At 58.3% G+C, this 14,406-nt stretch carries 20 protein-coding genes and 1 pseudogene; 9 read left to right on the top strand and 12 right to left on the bottom strand.

The window, feature by feature from the left end; translation table 11 throughout:
- Window positions 1-4 precede the first annotated feature (4 nt).
- A complete protein-coding gene (locus CPH57_RS06820; RefSeq protein ID WP_096242173.1) occupies window positions 5-1,285 on the top strand; it encodes an FAD-binding oxidoreductase in 1,281 nt (426 codons plus the stop codon).
- A 43-nt stretch (window positions 1,286-1,328) separates the two neighbouring features.
- Here CPH57_RS06820 and CPH57_RS06815 read toward each other — a convergent pair whose 3' ends face one another.
- A complete protein-coding gene (locus CPH57_RS06815) occupies window positions 1,329-2,084 on the bottom strand; it encodes an SDR family NAD(P)-dependent oxidoreductase (RefSeq protein WP_016928044.1) in 756 nt (251 codons plus the stop codon).
- A 314-nt stretch (window positions 2,085-2,398) separates the two neighbouring features.
- Complete coding sequence (locus tag CPH57_RS06810) at window positions 2,399-2,827, bottom strand: universal stress protein (protein ID WP_033642798.1); 429 nt, start codon at window positions 2,825-2,827, stop codon at window positions 2,399-2,401.
- Between the two features lie 253 nt (window positions 2,828-3,080).
- Between CPH57_RS06810 and CPH57_RS06805 the strand changes: the two genes are divergently transcribed.
- Complete coding sequence (locus CPH57_RS06805) at window positions 3,081-3,758, top strand: isochorismatase family protein (protein ID WP_016928046.1); 678 nt, start codon at window positions 3,081-3,083, stop codon at window positions 3,756-3,758.
- 213 nt (window positions 3,759-3,971) lie between these two features.
- Here the strand turns inward: CPH57_RS06805 and CPH57_RS06800 are convergent.
- Together CPH57_RS06800 and cspA are read right to left on the bottom strand one after the other, a co-directional pair.
- A pseudogene (locus tag CPH57_RS06800) lies at window positions 3,972-4,050 on the bottom strand.
- 114 nt (window positions 4,051-4,164) lie between these two features.
- The gene (gene cspA / locus CPH57_RS06795; protein ID WP_004941268.1) at window positions 4,165-4,377 is read right to left on the bottom strand and encodes an RNA chaperone/antiterminator CspA; all 213 of its coding nucleotides are present in this window, start codon (window positions 4,375-4,377) and stop codon (window positions 4,165-4,167) included.
- Window positions 4,378-4,751: 374 nt separating this feature from the next.
- On the opposite strand from cspA, the gene CPH57_RS06790 reads away from it, so the two are divergent.
- Window positions 4,752-5,375, top strand: a complete 624-nt coding sequence (locus CPH57_RS06790) for a LysE family translocator (protein WP_033642797.1) — start codon at window positions 4,752-4,754, stop codon at window positions 5,373-5,375.
- On the opposite strand, the gene CPH57_RS06785 is transcribed toward CPH57_RS06790, so the two are convergent.
- The 3 genes from CPH57_RS06785 to CPH57_RS06775 all read right to left on the bottom strand — a co-directional run bounded on the left by CPH57_RS06785 (window position 5,365) and on the right by CPH57_RS06775 (window position 7,521).
- Window positions 5,365-6,009: a Qnr family pentapeptide repeat protein gene (locus tag CPH57_RS06785; RefSeq protein ID WP_096242172.1), complete on the bottom strand. Its 645-nt coding sequence runs from the start codon at window positions 6,007-6,009 to the stop codon at window positions 5,365-5,367. The two genes, CPH57_RS06790 and CPH57_RS06785, sit on opposite strands and share 11 nt — an antisense overlap.
- A 75-nt stretch (window positions 6,010-6,084) precedes the next feature.
- Complete coding sequence (locus tag CPH57_RS06780; RefSeq protein WP_096242829.1) at window positions 6,085-7,158, bottom strand: SMP-30/gluconolactonase/LRE family protein; 1,074 nt, start codon at window positions 7,156-7,158, stop codon at window positions 6,085-6,087.
- Window positions 7,159-7,311: 153 nt separating this feature from the next.
- The gene (locus CPH57_RS06775; protein WP_004941260.1) at window positions 7,312-7,521 is read right to left on the bottom strand and encodes a hypothetical protein; all 210 of its coding nucleotides are present in this window, start codon (window positions 7,519-7,521) and stop codon (window positions 7,312-7,314) included.
- Window positions 7,522-7,662: 141 nt separating this feature from the next.
- On the opposite strand from CPH57_RS06775, the gene CPH57_RS06770 reads away from it, so the two are divergent.
- The gene (locus CPH57_RS06770) at window positions 7,663-8,013 is read left to right on the top strand and encodes a GFA family protein (protein WP_096242171.1); all 351 of its coding nucleotides are present in this window, start codon (window positions 7,663-7,665) and stop codon (window positions 8,011-8,013) included.
- A 12-nt stretch (window positions 8,014-8,025) separates the two neighbouring features.
- Here the strand turns inward: CPH57_RS06770 and CPH57_RS06765 are convergent, their stop codons facing one another.
- Window positions 8,026-8,442 carry a DUF2000 domain-containing protein gene (locus CPH57_RS06765; protein WP_033642793.1) on the bottom strand — a complete coding sequence of 139 codons (417 nt, stop codon included), beginning with the start codon at window positions 8,440-8,442 and terminating at the stop codon, window positions 8,026-8,028.
- Window positions 8,443-8,541: 99 nt separating this feature from the next.
- Window positions 8,542-9,000 (bottom strand): hypothetical protein, encoded by a 459-nt coding sequence (locus CPH57_RS06760; protein WP_060660813.1) that lies wholly within the window; start codon window positions 8,998-9,000, stop codon window positions 8,542-8,544.
- A 231-nt stretch (window positions 9,001-9,231) separates the two neighbouring features.
- Between CPH57_RS06760 and CPH57_RS06755 the strand changes: the two genes are divergently transcribed.
- Window positions 9,232-10,446 (top strand): CynX/NimT family MFS transporter, encoded by a 1,215-nt coding sequence (locus CPH57_RS06755; protein WP_096242170.1) that lies wholly within the window; start codon window positions 9,232-9,234, stop codon window positions 10,444-10,446.
- 61 nt (window positions 10,447-10,507) lie between these two features.
- Here the strand turns inward: CPH57_RS06755 and CPH57_RS24550 are convergent, their stop codons facing one another.
- On the bottom strand, window positions 10,508-10,645 hold the full coding sequence (locus CPH57_RS24550; RefSeq protein WP_162997244.1) for a hypothetical protein: 138 nt from the start codon (window positions 10,643-10,645) through the stop codon (window positions 10,508-10,510).
- Between the two features lie 294 nt (window positions 10,646-10,939).
- Between CPH57_RS24550 and CPH57_RS06750 the strand changes: the two genes are divergently transcribed.
- The gene (locus CPH57_RS06750; protein WP_096242169.1) at window positions 10,940-12,055 is read left to right on the top strand and encodes an AI-2E family transporter; all 1,116 of its coding nucleotides are present in this window, start codon (window positions 10,940-10,942) and stop codon (window positions 12,053-12,055) included.
- A 92-nt stretch (window positions 12,056-12,147) separates the two neighbouring features.
- Window positions 12,148-12,360, top strand: a complete 213-nt coding sequence (locus CPH57_RS06745) for a hypothetical protein (protein WP_033652077.1) — start codon at window positions 12,148-12,150, stop codon at window positions 12,358-12,360.
- On the opposite strand, the gene CPH57_RS06740 is transcribed toward CPH57_RS06745, so the two are convergent.
- A complete protein-coding gene (locus CPH57_RS06740; RefSeq protein ID WP_096242168.1) occupies window positions 12,357-12,776 on the bottom strand; it encodes a GNAT family N-acetyltransferase in 420 nt (139 codons plus the stop codon). The genes CPH57_RS06745 and CPH57_RS06740 overlap by 4 nt on opposite strands.
- Before the next feature lie 146 nt (window positions 12,777-12,922).
- Here CPH57_RS06740 and CPH57_RS06735 point away from each other — a divergent pair, with 146 nt between their 5' ends.
- Window positions 12,923-13,213 (top strand): hypothetical protein, encoded by a 291-nt coding sequence (locus CPH57_RS06735; protein ID WP_096242167.1) that lies wholly within the window; start codon window positions 12,923-12,925, stop codon window positions 13,211-13,213.
- A gap of 157 nt (window positions 13,214-13,370) precedes the next feature.
- Here CPH57_RS06735 and tolA read toward each other — a convergent pair whose 3' ends face one another.
- The gene (gene tolA / locus CPH57_RS06730; RefSeq protein ID WP_096242166.1) at window positions 13,371-13,808 is read right to left on the bottom strand and encodes a cell envelope integrity protein TolA; all 438 of its coding nucleotides are present in this window, start codon (window positions 13,806-13,808) and stop codon (window positions 13,371-13,373) included.
- 409 nt (window positions 13,809-14,217) lie between these two features.
- On the opposite strand from tolA, the gene CPH57_RS06725 reads away from it, so the two are divergent.
- The gene (locus CPH57_RS06725; RefSeq protein ID WP_369825818.1) at window positions 14,218-14,403 is read left to right on the top strand and encodes a YgdI/YgdR family lipoprotein; all 186 of its coding nucleotides are present in this window, start codon (window positions 14,218-14,220) and stop codon (window positions 14,401-14,403) included.
- The last annotated feature ends 3 nt before the right edge of the window (window positions 14,404-14,406 follow it).

Here is a 14,406-nt window from a genome sequence, read left to right as displayed (position 1 = left end):
TATCATGACTGAACACGTAAAAAGCTACTATGCGGCCACGGCCAACGCACATCAGCCCTATCCGCAACTGAATGAATCGATCGAATGCGACGTCTGCGTGATCGGCGGCGGCTATACCGGCCTCTCCTCCGCGCTGTTCCTGGTGGAAGCCGGTTACAACGTGGTGGTGTTGGAAGCGGCGCGCATCGGTTTCGGCGCCAGCGGCCGCAACGGCGGCCAGTTGGTCAACTCTTACAGCCGCGACATCGATGTGATTGAAGAGCGTTACGGCGCGGAAAGCGCCCGCCTGCTCGGCAGCATGATGTTCGAAGGCGCGGAGATCATTCGCAGCCGCATCAACCGCTACGCCATCGACTGCGACTACCGCCCCGGCGGCATCTTCGCCGCCCTGAACAACAAGCAGTTCCATGCACTGATCGAGCAAAAACGCAACTGGGAGCGCTACGGCAATACCCAGCTTGAGCTGCTCGACGCGGACCGGGTGCGCCAGGAGATCGCCAGCGATCGTTACGTCGGCGCACTGCTCGATCACAGCGGCGGCCACATCCATCCGCTCAATCTGGCGCTGGGCGAGGCCGAGGCGATTCGCCTGCAGGGCGGGCGCATCTTCGAGCAATCGGCGGTGACGAACATTCGCCACGGCGAACCGGCGCTCATCAGCACCGCCAATGGCCAGGTGAAGGCGCGCTTCGTCATCGTCGCCGGCAACGCCTATCTGGGCGATAAGCTGGAGCCGCGGCTGGCCAAGCGCAGCATGCCGTGCGGTACCCAGGTGGTGACCACCGAACCGCTGGCGCCGGAGATAGCGCAGGCGCTGATCCCGCAGAATTACTGCGTGGAGGACTGCAACTACCTGCTGGATTACTACCGCATCACCGCCGATCATCGTCTGCTGTACGGCGGCGGCGTGGTGTACGGCGCGCGCGATCCGGACGACATCGATAACCTGATCCGGCCGAAGCTGCTGAAGACCTTCCCGCAGTTGAAAGGGGTGCGTATCGACTATCGCTGGACCGGCAACTTCCTGCTGACGCTGTCGCGCATGCCGCAGTTCGGCCGGCTGGAGAATAACGTGTACTACATGCAGGGATACAGCGGCCACGGCGTGACCTGTACCCATCTGGCGGGCAAGCTGATCGCCGAGCTGATGCGCGGCGACGCCGAACGCTTCGACGCCTTCGCCAAGCTGCCGCACCTGCCGTTCTTCGGCGGACGCAATCTGCAGATCCCGTTCACCGCCATCGGCGCGGCCTACTACACGCTGCGCGATCGCATCGGCGTCTAAAACAACAGGCCCAGTCATGATGGCCGGGCCTGCGCATTAACGCTTAGACGATCTTCGGTTGGCCGTCCGAGGCGGTCGCCCCGCCATCGACCGGAATGTTGGCGCCATTGATAAAGCTGGCGTCGTCGCTGGCCAGAAACGCCATCACCGCCGCCACTTCTTCCGGCTCCGCCGCACGCCCCAGCGCGATGCGCTCATTGAACTTGTCGCGGATCTCCTGCGGCCAGCCGTTGGTCATGTTGGTTTTGACCAGGCTCGGGCAGACCGAGTTGATGCGCACGCCGTCACCGCCGTGATCCAGCGCCATGGCGCGCGTCAGGTTAACCACCGCGCCTTTCGCCGCGCAGTAATAGGCCGCGCCCCAGTCACCGCCCAGGCCGGACACCGATGCGGTATTGACGATGCAGCCTTTGGTTTTCAGCAAGTGCGGCAAGGCGAATTTGGAACAGAACACCACGCCGTCGATATCGACCCCGGCGATGCGACGCCAGTCGTCGATGCTGGTTTCCAGCACGCTGCCCGCCACGTGTACGCCGGCGTTGTTCAGCAGGACGTCGATGCGGCCCAGTTTTTCCGCCACCTCGTTCATCATTTTTTCAACCGCCACGTGATCGGAAACGTCGATATGCACCGCCATCGCGCGGCCCTTCGGCAGCGAAGCGGCGACCTTGTCTACCGCTTCCTTGGCCCAGTCGGCCAGCACCACAATGGCGCCCTCGGCGGAGAAACGCCGCGCCGCCGCTTCCCCCATGCCATTGCCCGCACCGGTGATAACCACGACTTTATTGTCAAAACGCATGAGACCTCCTCCATGTAAACGCATTTATATAAGTCATACAAATCTCATTGCCCCGAGGATAAGACGCAGGCTCCCTGAGAGCCAGTCAAAACGTGCGGTTTATTAACTAAAAGGAGGTATGCGAGTCATTTCAATGCGCTGGGTTAATCTTTATCGGATTTTGGCCAACATATTGATGGAGATAATAAAATTGCGGTCATTCACTATTTTCCTGGCGGATTGTCAGCAAGCGGGATTATTGCGGATAGACGGTTATGGCCGCTCAGAGATAAGCGATGCGAATGAAAAAAGCAGCCGCCCGCCGGCGGCCGCGACTATTTTTTCTCGATGGGGATCACCAGCAGATCGACGTTCAACTCATTGATCGCCTGACGCGCCGAAGAAACCAGCCGGCTCCAGACATCGTGGTGATGGCCGAAGATCACCAGATCGAACCCTTTTTCCTTCGCCACCCGATTCAGCTCCTCCGTCAACGCGCCACGGCTGACGATCACCTCTTCCACCGGATAGGAAGACTGCCCTTTGATCGCATTGAGCATATTCTTCACCCGCTCCGAAAACGTGCGATCGGTGTAGTTGTAATCTCCCACGCCCAGATCGACATAATAACCGGCGCGGTGAATATCGATATAAATCAGTGAAAGTTTGGCCTGGAGCGCGGCGGCCAACCTGGCGCCCTTGCCCAACAGGAACTCGGCGTCTTCGCTGAGATCCGTGGCGACAACGATATGCTGATAAGCCATGACGGCGGCCCTCCGCGTCAAACCCATGAACAGGATGGCGTTCCTTGCCGCATGTTTCTCATGCACCTTAAGTTTAGCCCAGCGCCGGCCCCCTCGCCTGCTGCAGTGTCGTTCTATTAATGGAACGATGCATCCCGGCTTTAGGCTCTACCGGATTTATCTCCTCTCTCTACACTGTAGGCAAGTGCTGAGTTTCAGCCTTATCAATCAAAGAAGATACCCACTGACCTCACGACGAAAAAAGGAAGACACCATGAGCACTCCAGCCAACTTCAACGGCCAGCGTCCTGTTATTGATGCTAATGACGCGGTCATGCTCCTGATTGACCACCAAAGCGGTCTGTTTCAGACCGTCGCCGATATGCCGATGACCGAACTGCGCGCTCGCGCCGCCGCCCTCGCCAGCATCGCCACCCTCAGCAAACTGCCGGTGATCACCACCGCCTCGGTGCCGCAGGGCCCCAACGGCCCGCTGATCCCGGAAATTCACCAGAATGCACCGCACGCGCAATACGTCGCCCGTAAAGGGGAAATCAACGCTTGGGACAACCCGGACTTCGTGGCGGCGGTCAAAGCCACCGGCCGCAAAACCCTGATCATCGCCGGCACCATCACCAGCGTCTGCATGGCCTTTCCGTCCATCAGCGCGGTGGCCGAAGGCTATAAGGTCTTCGCGGTGATCGACGCCTCCGGCACCTACTCGAAAATGGCGCAGGAAATTACCCTGGCGCGCGTGGTACAGGCGGGCGTGGTGCCGATCGACACCGCCGGCGTCGCCTCCGAGCTGCAGGGCAGCTGGAATCGCGCCGACGCTCAGCAGTGGGCCGAGGTCTACACCAAAATCTTCCCGGCCTATCAGCTGCTGATCGAGAGCTACCTCAAGGCGCAGGACGTGGTGAAAAATAACGAACTGCTGGACTCGCAGCGTTAAGATCGCGGGTATAAAAAACCCCGGCCAAGGCCGGGGCTATTAATCGTGTGCCGGTGACTTTCCCGGCTGTCATGTTATGGCGTAAGCGTCCATCCCACACTCCAACATTACGCAGCCTAAGCGCGACTTTTTCACAACAGAAAAATAGACTGAAACGCGGCGTTATTAATTCTGCGGCAATCTGTTTTTCTGTTGCCAATAATCATTAATTATTGGAACGTCATCGAGGAATCGAACCCCAGTCCGCCAACGAATAATTTCGCTGCCGCTCTTCCTGCTGAGCTAATGACGTATCGAGAAAGACTCCGGGCGAACCCGGAGTTTATTCAGGCTGAGGATTTCATTGCTTAACTGCTCCGGCTTAAACCATCATCGCTGTCGTAAGAAATTGCACCTCGGCCAAAAATTATAACGCGACCACGTTGCCGGCAGAAGGCCCCTTCATGCCATTTTCGATAGTGAACTCAACCTGTTGGCCTTCGTCCAGCGTTTTGAAATCGTTGCTCTGGATAGCGGAGAAGTGTACGAACACGTCTTTGCCGCCGTCTGCCGGGGTGATAAAGCCAAAGCCTTTACCTGCATCAAACCATTTTACCAAACCCGTCATTTTATTGGACATAGAGATATTTCCTTTATATTTTTGCGACGCCATAGGGCGATAGAGGTCTGTTTTTATTGGAAACTTATGGGGCACTAGAGAAGAGAATTCGCGGAAGAAGAGGTATCTGAGGGATATCGCTAATACTGAGAACTGCTTTACTAAAACTGCTTTCATAAGGTCTGTACTACAAACCGATGACGCTATTTACACACAGCTAAATTATTTAAGCAAGATATATTTTAAATTATATTCATCTGCCTCATAAATTTATTACCGCAAAGCACCGCCTGCATCTGCCGCTAACGGCCTATGAAAAAATTTTTTCGCACTGCTGGATCATACCGGCGATTCATTATAGAACTAGGTTCCCCCTTCTTACAGGCCGTTAACCGATGATTGATATGCCAGCCGTGCTCGCCGTCTTCACCGTGTATATTGTCGGCGTGGTGATCCCCGGCCCCAACTTTGTCGCCGTTGCACACAAAGCCGTTTCCGCGCGCCGCAGCGAGGCTTTCGCTCTGGTGGCAGGTATTGTCTTGGTCAACCTGTTCTGGGCGAGCAGCGCCCTGCTCGGCGTCGGCATGATTTTCACCCTGTTCCCTTGGCTGGCGCTGGCGGTAAAAGTGGCCGGCGCAGGTTATTTGATTTGGTTCGGTTATCGGCTGATCGCCCATGCAGCTCCCGGCTCAGGGGTTGTCGGCGCGGCGGGTGGGGTGAACTCCGGCTTCAGATCGGCATTCTTGCAAGGGGTCGCCACCAACATCGCCAACCCCAAATCCGTCGCCTTTTACGCCGCGGTGTTTTCGTCGGCGGCACCTGCCCATGTCTCCATGCCCACCTTCGCCGCCATGCTGCTGGAGGTCGCGGTAGTCGCTAGCCTGTGGTATGGCCTGGTGGCGCTGGTGCTGTCGCACGCGCCGATCGCCAGCGCCTACCGACGCAGTAAAGCCTGGATCGATCGCGCCTGCGGCGTGCTGATCATCAGCCTGGGCATCAGGCAGCTCTTCAGCCGATGATTGCGATCCCCAGCCGCTCCAGCAGTTGAGCGGCCTGGTGACTGTCCATTTTAACGCCCTGCAGATCGGTGGTGCGCAAATCCAACTCGCCCAGTTCCGCGTTGCTCAGATCGCACTGGGTGACATCGGCGGCGCGCCAGTCAAAACCGGAGAATTCGCCGCCGGACAGATCGGAGCCGCTGAAGCTGGCGCCGAGCACCTGCGCGCCGTGCCAACGGTTTTCCCACAGCTCGCATTTCTCCAACACCACTTTGGCAAAATTGGCGTAGCTCAGGTTGCTCTTGGTGATATAGGCGCTGCAAAACCAGGTGCGGCTGGTGATCATATTCATAAAGCTGGCGCCGCGAAAATCTGCTCCCTGCGCGCGACATTCGCGGATCTCCAACCTCAATGCGTCAACGTGGCGGAAATCGGCCATCGATAAATCGCAGCTTCTAAAACTCGCGTCTTTCAGGATCGCGCGGCTGAAGTTACCGCCCTGTCGGCTCTCGCGATCGTAAAATTGACAGCCGATAAATTCGGTGCCGGTCAGATCGGCGCCCGAAAAATCACACAGCATAAAGCTGCCGTTTTCAATTTTTTCGCCGGTAAAGCGGTTACGCGCGATCTTCTCACCCTTCAGCGCCAGGCTCATTGCAACACCCCTGTTTATTTATACAGTCAGTGCAGCATTTAATCCTATTCCGGCGCGGTTGGCAACCGCCGTCGCTCAGCGGCCATCCGCTGCGGGCGGTGCGAACGCCACCTTGACGATGCTGAAGCGCTTGACGCTTTCCGCCTGAGCGACGTCGGCAAAAAGTTTGGGGTAACGCGAGTTGACCACCCACACCTCGCCATCGCGCAGCGCGGCGCCGGTCGGCCCATCCAGCCCCGGCGGCGCGGCGACGGCGACGATATGCGCGCTGGCCCAGCCGTCCGTCGAGGAGAGCAGCGACACGTCACCGGACATGCCCCCTGTTCTCCCCGGATAAGACTGTACGATCACCAATTCGTTGGCGTTTTTGAGCCGCAGCCCGTCCGGCCCTTTCAGCCGATGCGGCAGCCTGATTTCACTTATCGCAGGCGTGTTATCCAGCGTCACCTTCCACAGCAGCCCGCGGGTGTAGTCCGACGCAATCAGGTAGCCATCCGGGTGATACACGATGCCGTTGAGATAAGGTTGCGTGCCCTGCGCAGCCGCAGGCGCGTCGGCGGGCAGCAGAAGCGATGAGCGCACCAGGATCGACACCTGGCGCGTTGCCCGGTCGATCTTGTAAATCTGCGGCTGGAAGCTGTCGGTGACGTAGATATTGCCCTGCGCATCGAGCGCCAGATCGTTGGCGAGCGTCGGCCCACGGCTTAACGAAGACAGATCGTACACCTGCTGCAGCGCACCGGTATCGAGACGAAATTCCAACACCTGCGCCACGCGATTGCGCGTGCCGGGCGAAGAGTGGAGGGACACCCCTACGTCTTCATTGCACACCAGCACCCGGTTGCGCTCGGTGTCCACCAGCATGCCGGAGGTGGTGATGAGCCCCTTACCGGTGGAAAACCGCCGATAGCGGCCATCCGGGTAGACCAGGCCCAGTTGCCCACCGCGCAGGGAGGAGACCAGGAACGCACCGGCGTGCGGGTTCCAGGCAATGCCCTCAGGGTAAGCGCCGGCGGCATCCGGCGAGAATTCGATGCGCTGCACGGCCTGCGCCTGCATCACGCCGCTGAGAAACAGCGCGACGCCGGCTAACAGGGTGACGCGCCGGCGGCGCTGAAATAAGAAAGAAAAGAGGTTAAAGCGGAACATGAGCATGACCCTGATGAGGACTCGGATCGCTAGAGTAGGATCGCGCCGTTCACGGCACCAGCCGGGAAAAAGGCAATGCGCCACTAAAAAAATCGCAGTAATCAGCGCAAAAAAAAACCGCCCGGTGCGGGCGGTTGAGGTGACGGCGAACCGTTACTTCAGGGCTTCCTGAATGGCGTCGGCCATCGGGCCGATGTGCTTCTCCGCCGCCTTCAGCTGGAAGTCCACGCCGTTGCCGTCGTTGGTATCCGACAGCGTGGCCTTGATCAGTTCCAGCGCCGCCTGCACCGCCACCAGCCGTTTGTGCTGTTCGTCCGTGACCGGTTCGGCGCCCATATTGGCCGGATAATAATGTTCTAACATCGCGCTCTCCTTTTGATGACGTTAACCTCTAACCTACCAGAAAACCGCGCATTTACTAAGGAAACCAGGCCCTGCGCGGCCAAGTGACGATAAATTGCACTATACTGGGCAAACACTCTCCCCTGTTACAGGATCATCGCTATGTCATTCCAGGGAAGCTGCCACTGCGGCGCCGTCACCTTTTCCGTAGACGCCGAACTGCCCACCGAAGCCCTCAGCTGCAACTGTTCCATTTGCCGCCGCAAAGGGCTGCTGCTGTCGTTCTTCCCCATCAGCGCTTTCACGCTCAACAGCGGCCAGGACCAGCTCAGCACTTACACTTTCAATCACCACAAGATCCGCCATCAGTTCTGCCGTGTCTGCGGCGCCCAGCCCTTCGCCTACGGCACCGCGCCGGACGGCGCCGCGATGTGCGCCGTTAACCTGCGCTGCGTGCCTGACGTCGCGCTGGATGCGTTGCAGATCCACACCTACGACGGCGCCAGCGTCTGAGATCCCGCGATTTCAGCGGTAAACGGAGAACTTTTTGGTGAGCGGCTTAAGCTGTTCGGTGTCGCCGTAGAGCGCCACCGCCACGAAATCCAGCTGCTCGTAAGGGGTGTTGGCGGTGTCGGCGATCTGCTGTTCGGCGGAGTGCGACAGCATAGTGGTGGTGAAGAAGTTGGCCAACACGCCCTCTTCCTTGCACTTCAGAATCAGGTTGCTGAGCTGGCTGCTGTTCTTGGCCTGCAGGATCACGATCGGGTAGTGGCTCATATTGGCGCTGACGCCGTCGAGGCTACTCGGATAATGGTGAAACTCGCGCTGCTCGATAAGATCGGTGATGCCTGCCGTCAGATGGCAGGAGGCGTTAAACAGCGTGGCCGGTTCGTGATTGCGGTTGAGGATGATATAAAACTTTTTCTCGTTGTCGCTGTACATGCTCTTCTCCTTGAATAGGCAGCCAGTTTTACCCAACCTGCACGCGGTTTCAAGGCGCGATAAGGGGCCGCGTCCGGCCCCCGTGATAACGCAGCCGACTCAGACGGCGCCTTCACCCGGGCCGAGCGGCTGCGCCACCTGATGCAGCACGGTGATGTTCTGCAAAAGGGTACCGCCGTCGATCGGCTTCATCTGGCCGTCGCGATCTTTATAGTGCGTCGGCTTGGCGCCGTGGAAGAACAGCCCGGCGTTGACCTGCACGCCCAGATAACCTGCGCTGGCCGGCAGGCGCTGCACGTCGGTCCAGGGATTGGAAACCGGCACGTACTGGAAGCCCTCGCCCGTCTTGGCGTACAGCGGGCGCAGCAGCGTGACAAAGGCCATCATCGGCGACAGCGCGTCTTTAAAGATCTGCACCGGCCGATCGACCGTCATCAAGAAACCCTGCGGCTGCTCCTCGACCGTGTCGAGGCTCAGACTGCTGCTGATATCATCACCCCGGCCGCCATAGCTCCATTCAATGGCCGGCGCCCCACTCTCGTTCATCATCTCTGACATACACTGCTCCTTATAAAATGAATACAACACGCCTGCTGCGTGTCGGAACAGTAAACCGCTGAAGGGAGGCGAGCGTCCACGCCGGGCGGCACGCTGGCAAACCAAACAACGAAGGCGCGCAATCAATAAAGCTCGAAATGAATAATTTCCCCGCGTGATAGCGCAGCATTTGAACGACCTCAGCCGTTGCAAGAGCACATAGTGATGGCGTTACCGCCACTGGAGAGTGTTATGACCGCCATTAAACCGGACGCCATCGACCGCGTTTCCCCTGCCGCCACGCCCTGGCTAGCCGTCATCAACGTGCTGTTCGCCGGCATCGCCGCGGCGCTGCACGTGGGCAAGGCCACCATCGCGCTGCCGGCGCTACAGACCGAGTTCGGCCGTTCGCTCGAGGCGCTAAGCTGGGTTATTTCGGCCTTTCCCTTCGTCGGAGTGTTCGGCGGCATCGCCGCCGGGCTGCTGGTGCGCCGCTGGGGCGACCGGCGCCTGCTGGCGCTCGGATTGCTGATCATCAGCGCCGCCAGCTTTACCGGCGCCACGCTCCACGACTTCAGCGGCTTGATCGTCAGCCGCTTTGTCGAAGGCCTCGGCTTCGTCATCGTGGTGGTCGCCTCGCCAGCGGTGCTAAACCGCATCGTCGCCCCGGCGCAGCGCAGCCTGGTGTTCGGCATCTGGAGCACCTTCATGCCGGCGGGCATCGCCATTTCGCTGTTTTTCGGTCCTCACCTGGCGGGCTGGCAACAGAACTGGCAGGCCGGTGCGGCGCTGACGCTGCTGGCCGCGCTGCTGCTGCCGCTGACCACGCCGCGCCGCGCCGCCGACGCGCACGCTCCGCCGTTGCCGCTGCGGCAAGCGCTGGGCGCGATGCTGCGGGCGCGCCAGCCGCTGTTGCTGGCGCTGATGTTCACCGCTTACAACCTGCAGTTTTTCTCGGTGATGACCTTTTTACCGATCTTTCTGATGCAGCGCATCGGTCTGACGCTGGCGGTCGCCGGCGGCATCAGCGCAGCGGCGGTGGCGGCGAACATCATCGGCAACCTCGCCGCCGGGTTCTTGCTGTCGCGCGGTCTGCGGGCCGGTAGCCTGCTCGCGGCCACCAGCCTGGTCATCGGCATCTTCGGCATCGGCATTTTCCTGCCGATGACGCCCAATGGCCTGCTGATCCCGCTGTGCTTCCTGTTCTGCGCCATCGCCGGCATGCTGCCCGCCACCATTCTGGCCGCCACGCCGGCGGCGACGCCGGAGCCCACGCTGCTGCCGCTGAGTCTGGGGTTGGTGATGCAGGGGAACTACCTCGGCCAGGTGATCGGCCCGGTCGCGCTGAGCGCCATCGTGGCTGCGGCTGGTTGGGCGGCGCCGGCGTGGCTGGTGCTGGCGGCGGCCCTGTTGGGGGCGCTGTTGGCGCTGGCTTTTCTCAGCCGGCGGCATAATGCGGGGTCATAAGCAGAAAGGTCGTTCTGATTGTTATAAGCGGTGCTGAATTTTCCCTGGTGCAGGTGACTGCCTATCGCGAAGGATATGGCCAGTGATGATCAAGGCCCGACAATGACAAGGCACCGGTGGCCACGAAATACACCAGCAGGCCGGCAAAGGCGATCAGTAGCGTTTTCTCGATGACGCCGAGTCGTTTGTGTTCAGTCATTTGCATACTCCTTCGTGATATCGGGCGAACGGCCGCCCTCATCAACCCTAGGAAAGCCTGGCGCAGGGGGCAAGCGTGGCTCACAAAATGAAACACAATATATAAATCTTGTTAATTATTTAGCCCTCTTTCTTTTCTCGCACCGCCGCCTGCTCACCCTGCGGCGCCCGCCTTGCCCTTAATAACCCTATGGAATACGCCGTTAAAAATCCCCTACCGGATAAGCAAAGGTAATGATAGTGTTGTTTTCATTCAGTTCATCTATGCTGAAAATTCATCTTTTGAGGGACGACTATGATGTCTAAAGGCATTTCCAAGGGATTCTTTATTCTGATCCTGTTCATCGTTACCGCCGCCTTTCTCGACGTGCTGGGGCCTTATTACTCCTCGGTGCTGTGGGCGGTTATTCTGGCGGTGATTTTCCATCCGGTGAAAAAGAAGTTGAAACAGTACGTCGGCGAACGCAACGGCGTGGTGTCGCTGCTGACGGTGGCGCTGATCTGCCTGATCGTGTTCACGCCGTTGGCGATCATCGCCTCGTCGCTGGCGATGGAATTCAACGTGATCTACACCAAGCTGCAAACCAACAACAGCCAATTGCCGACCATGCTGGCGGACTTCATGCGTCATCTGCCCGGCTGGGCGCAGCGCTTCCTGGCGGAACATAACCTCAACAGCGCCGCCGAGATCCAAAAACAACTTTCCGAGGTGGCGCTCAAGGGCGGGCAATACCTGGCGGGCAGCGTGTTCCTGATCGGCAAAGGCACCTTCAATTTCGTCGTCGGCTTCGGCGTGATGCTCTACCTGCTGTTCTTCCTGCTGAAAGACGGCCCGTACCTGGTGAACCTGGCGCTCGAAGCGCTACCGCTCTCACAGCACGTGAAGCACCACCTGTTCGTCAAGTTCGCCGCCGTCTCCCGCGCCACCGTCAAGGGCACGGTGGTGGTCGCCGTGGTGCAAGGCGCGCTCGGCGGTCTGGCGTTTTACTTTACCGGCATCGACGGCAGCTTGCTGTGGGGCGCGCTGATGGCGTTCTTGTCGATCATCCCCGCCGTGGGCTCCGCCATCATCTGGGTGCCGGCGGTGATCTACTTCTTCGCCACCGGCATGCTGTGGAAAGGCATCTTCCTGGTGGTGTTCTTCGTGGTCGTAATCGGCCTGGTGGACAACATTCTGCGCCCGCTGCTGGTAGGCAAAGACACCAAAATGCCGGACTACCTGATCCTGATCTCCACCCTGGGTGGCATGGAGATTTACGGCATTAACGGCTTCGTCATCGGGCCATTGATCGCCGCGCTGTTCATCGCCTGCTGGAACATCCTGTCCGGCCGCGACAGCAAGGAAAACATCGAAGAGATCGACGAAGAATTCATCGAAGAAGGCAAGAATCATCCCGACGCGGGGGAGTAAACCTCTCGCGCCGTATCGCACCGGGGCCCGTTTGGGCCCCTTTTTTGTCTGTGGTATCCTTGCCGCGCTCACAAGGAAGAACGGGTTTCGTTATGCTTATTCTCTACGCCACGCTGGCCATCGCCTTCACCCTGCTGTGCCTGCTGGCCTTCATCTCTTGCGCTTACCAGCTTTCGAAGCAGGGCGACGTCAAATTTTTGGCCTCGCTTTCCGTGCTGATCTTCGCGCTGCTGGCCTTCTATGCCGCTTATGGCTACGTCAGCACCTGGCTGCAACAACAGGCGGTGGATGTCCGGCTGTATTAGCGCAGCGGGATGAAAAAGACCTGCTCCGGATCGCCGTCATCGAGATTGTCAATTTGGCCGCTGGCGACAAACCCGGCGTTCAACAGCAGCCGCTGCATCGGCAGGTTGGAATGATTGGTGGAGGTGAACAGCTTCGGGTGCCGGCAGTGCAACTTAAGCGCCGCAATCAGCGCCTGCCCGACGCCCCGGCGGCGATAGCGCTCGCCGACCATCAGCATCTCCACAAAGCCGCAGCCGAAGAAGTGATAGTGCAGCACACCGTATCCCATCGCCATGCCCTGCTCCTCGGCAAGATAACAGACGTCCTGCCCGCACCAGGCGCGGATCTGCGCCGCGCGCTGCGGCTCGTATTCGGCGACGCTGTCGAGGGCGATCAGGGCTGCGGCATCGCTGTCGGTGGCCTGGCGAACAAACATGTTTTAATCCTCATGCTGATGGATAACGGCGATACCGCATCAACGAAACGGCAACCGCGGCGGGATAGTTTTTACATCCCGGTCGAATTTTGTAATCCTATTATAGAGTTACCAAAACACACGCCAAGGAAGGAAAGCATTTCCCGATGAGAATACCGCAAATCTCCGCCACCCTGCTGTTTACCCTGCTGCTGGCCGGCTGCCAGTTCCACAAAACCGTGTTCCCGCCGCCGTATATCGGCACCCCGCAAGAGATCGGCACCTACGAAGTGAAAGGGCTGACGTTCGTCACCACCGTCACCTTCAGCGGCCTGTTCGCCGAAGATCTGGTGCGCGAATACGCACAGAAACACCACTATCGCTACTATGTGGTAACGATGCGCAGCAACGGTTTTAAAGACCGAAGCGAGCGCGTAAGCGCGATGATGTATCGGTAGAGAGTGGCGCCACATGCCGTGAAATAATGCCGAAAAAACGGGCTTTAGCATGAGGAAGCGCTATACGAAATATTGCACAACCCAATACTCACAGGCCGCATGAAAATACGGCCTGTGACTTTGGTTTAATTGTCTGGCATCGCAGTGCCGTTTATTTTCACTGTGGACGAAATTCCAATACGCTGCTTTTGACCGCTTCGTAAACCGCGGCCGTTGGCGGTTTAGGCAAACGTGCATTGACGATTGCCTTTATCGCGGCCTGGCAAAGTTCCGGATCCCCTTGATCAGCCCGAATGCTGATCAGCAGGCCATCCGGCGCCAGCTTGATGGTTAATGTACAACTTCTGCCTGAGTAGGCTTCGGCGTCTTTAAAATGGCGTTGGATCTCCGCTTGCACCTGAGACAGGTAATGTAATTCCTCTTTTCCCGGCGCCTTTGGGTTGCCAAGATTGGCGAAAATATCGCCAACCTCTTTATTTGCCGGATCGGTTTGGCTGGGGGCGGTGTTCTTGGCACACCCGGTTAACGCCAGTGCGAACATTCCCGCCAATAACGTGGCGACGCCGGTTTTATAGCCTGAATGCGTGATTTTCATATCCCTATCCTTATGGATGATTATCAGCCGAAATCAACGTGGTATTCGACAAGATCCCCGGCGAATACTTATACAGAATTCACGCAAACTGCCAGAGACATTGCGAGTATCAAGCATCGGCATGCGGAGAATCGTGGGCCGATGATGACATGAAGCCATAGCGCCTCAGGCGGGGCGTACACCTGAACACCCTGACCTATCGATAACCTTGTTATCCGAACGAGCAATCACTCCATCAATAAATTAAGTTATTCTTAATTTTTTATCCCATTAGAAGCGCTTTCAACCCTGGCAATCTGGAAAATCTGCCTATACTTACTTTCCTGATATTAAATTTGTTTAAGTAACCAGGATGGTAGGTATGAAAAGCAAACGCCCCTTTGCCGCGCTGCTGGCGGCAACAGCATTGATGTCCCTGGTGGGCTGCGCTTCCAATCAGGCGATCAAAACGACGGACGGCAAAACCATTGTTACCGACGGCAAGCCCCAGATCGATAAAGATACCGGATTGGTCTCCTATCGAAATGCTGAAACGGGCAAAACGGAACAGATCAATCGAGACCAGATTGCAAACATGAGTGAGTTGGATAACTAAAAG

Origin of the sequence: Serratia sp. JKS000199 (assembly GCF_900215455.1) — a bacterium.
GTDB classification, from domain to species: domain Bacteria; phylum Pseudomonadota; class Gammaproteobacteria; order Enterobacterales; family Enterobacteriaceae; genus Serratia; species Serratia ureilytica.
This window is presented reverse-complemented; position numbering and strand designations above follow the sequence as displayed.

Coding starts and splice junctions, on each gene's coding strand:
- tolA (WP_096242166.1), bottom strand. CDS start 13,808: ATGAAAATCACGCATTCAGGCTATAAAACCGGCGTCGCCACGTTATTG.
- CPH57_RS06750 (WP_096242169.1), top strand. CDS start 10,940: ATGATGTCTAAAGGCATTTCCAAGGGATTCTTTATTCTGATCCTGTTC.
- CPH57_RS06745 (WP_033652077.1), top strand. CDS start 12,148: ATGCTTATTCTCTACGCCACGCTGGCCATCGCCTTCACCCTGCTGTGC.
- CPH57_RS06775 (WP_004941260.1), bottom strand. CDS start 7,521: ATGTTAGAACATTATTATCCGGCCAATATGGGCGCCGAACCGGTCACG.
- CPH57_RS06785 (WP_096242172.1), bottom strand. CDS start 6,009: ATGAGCCTGGCGCTGAAGGGTGAGAAGATCGCGCGTAACCGCTTTACC.
- cspA (WP_004941268.1), bottom strand. CDS start 4,377: ATGTCCAATAAAATGACGGGTTTGGTAAAATGGTTTGATGCAGGTAAA.
- CPH57_RS06755 (WP_096242170.1), top strand. CDS start 9,232: ATGACCGCCATTAAACCGGACGCCATCGACCGCGTTTCCCCTGCCGCC.
- CPH57_RS06760 (WP_060660813.1), bottom strand. CDS start 9,000: ATGTCAGAGATGATGAACGAGAGTGGGGCGCCGGCCATTGAATGGAGC.
- CPH57_RS06735 (WP_096242167.1), top strand. CDS start 12,923: ATGAGAATACCGCAAATCTCCGCCACCCTGCTGTTTACCCTGCTGCTG.
- CPH57_RS06805 (WP_016928046.1), top strand. CDS start 3,081: ATGAGCACTCCAGCCAACTTCAACGGCCAGCGTCCTGTTATTGATGCT.
- CPH57_RS24550 (WP_162997244.1), bottom strand. CDS start 10,645: ATGACTGAACACAAACGACTCGGCGTCATCGAGAAAACGCTACTGATC.
- CPH57_RS06780 (WP_096242829.1), bottom strand. CDS start 7,158: ATGTTCCGCTTTAACCTCTTTTCTTTCTTATTTCAGCGCCGCCGGCGC.
- CPH57_RS06790 (WP_033642797.1), top strand. CDS start 4,752: ATGATTGATATGCCAGCCGTGCTCGCCGTCTTCACCGTGTATATTGTC.
- CPH57_RS06765 (WP_033642793.1), bottom strand. CDS start 8,442: ATGTACAGCGACAACGAGAAAAAGTTTTATATCATCCTCAACCGCAAT.
- CPH57_RS06725 (WP_369825818.1), top strand. CDS start 14,218: ATGTCCCTGGTGGGCTGCGCTTCCAATCAGGCGATCAAAACGACGGAC.
- CPH57_RS06810 (WP_033642798.1), bottom strand. CDS start 2,827: ATGGCTTATCAGCATATCGTTGTCGCCACGGATCTCAGCGAAGACGCC.
- CPH57_RS06740 (WP_096242168.1), bottom strand. CDS start 12,776: ATGTTTGTTCGCCAGGCCACCGACAGCGATGCCGCAGCCCTGATCGCC.
- CPH57_RS06820 (WP_096242173.1), top strand. CDS start 5: ATGACTGAACACGTAAAAAGCTACTATGCGGCCACGGCCAACGCACAT.
- CPH57_RS06815 (WP_016928044.1), bottom strand. CDS start 2,084: ATGCGTTTTGACAATAAAGTCGTGGTTATCACCGGTGCGGGCAATGGC.
- CPH57_RS06770 (WP_096242171.1), top strand. CDS start 7,663: ATGTCATTCCAGGGAAGCTGCCACTGCGGCGCCGTCACCTTTTCCGTA.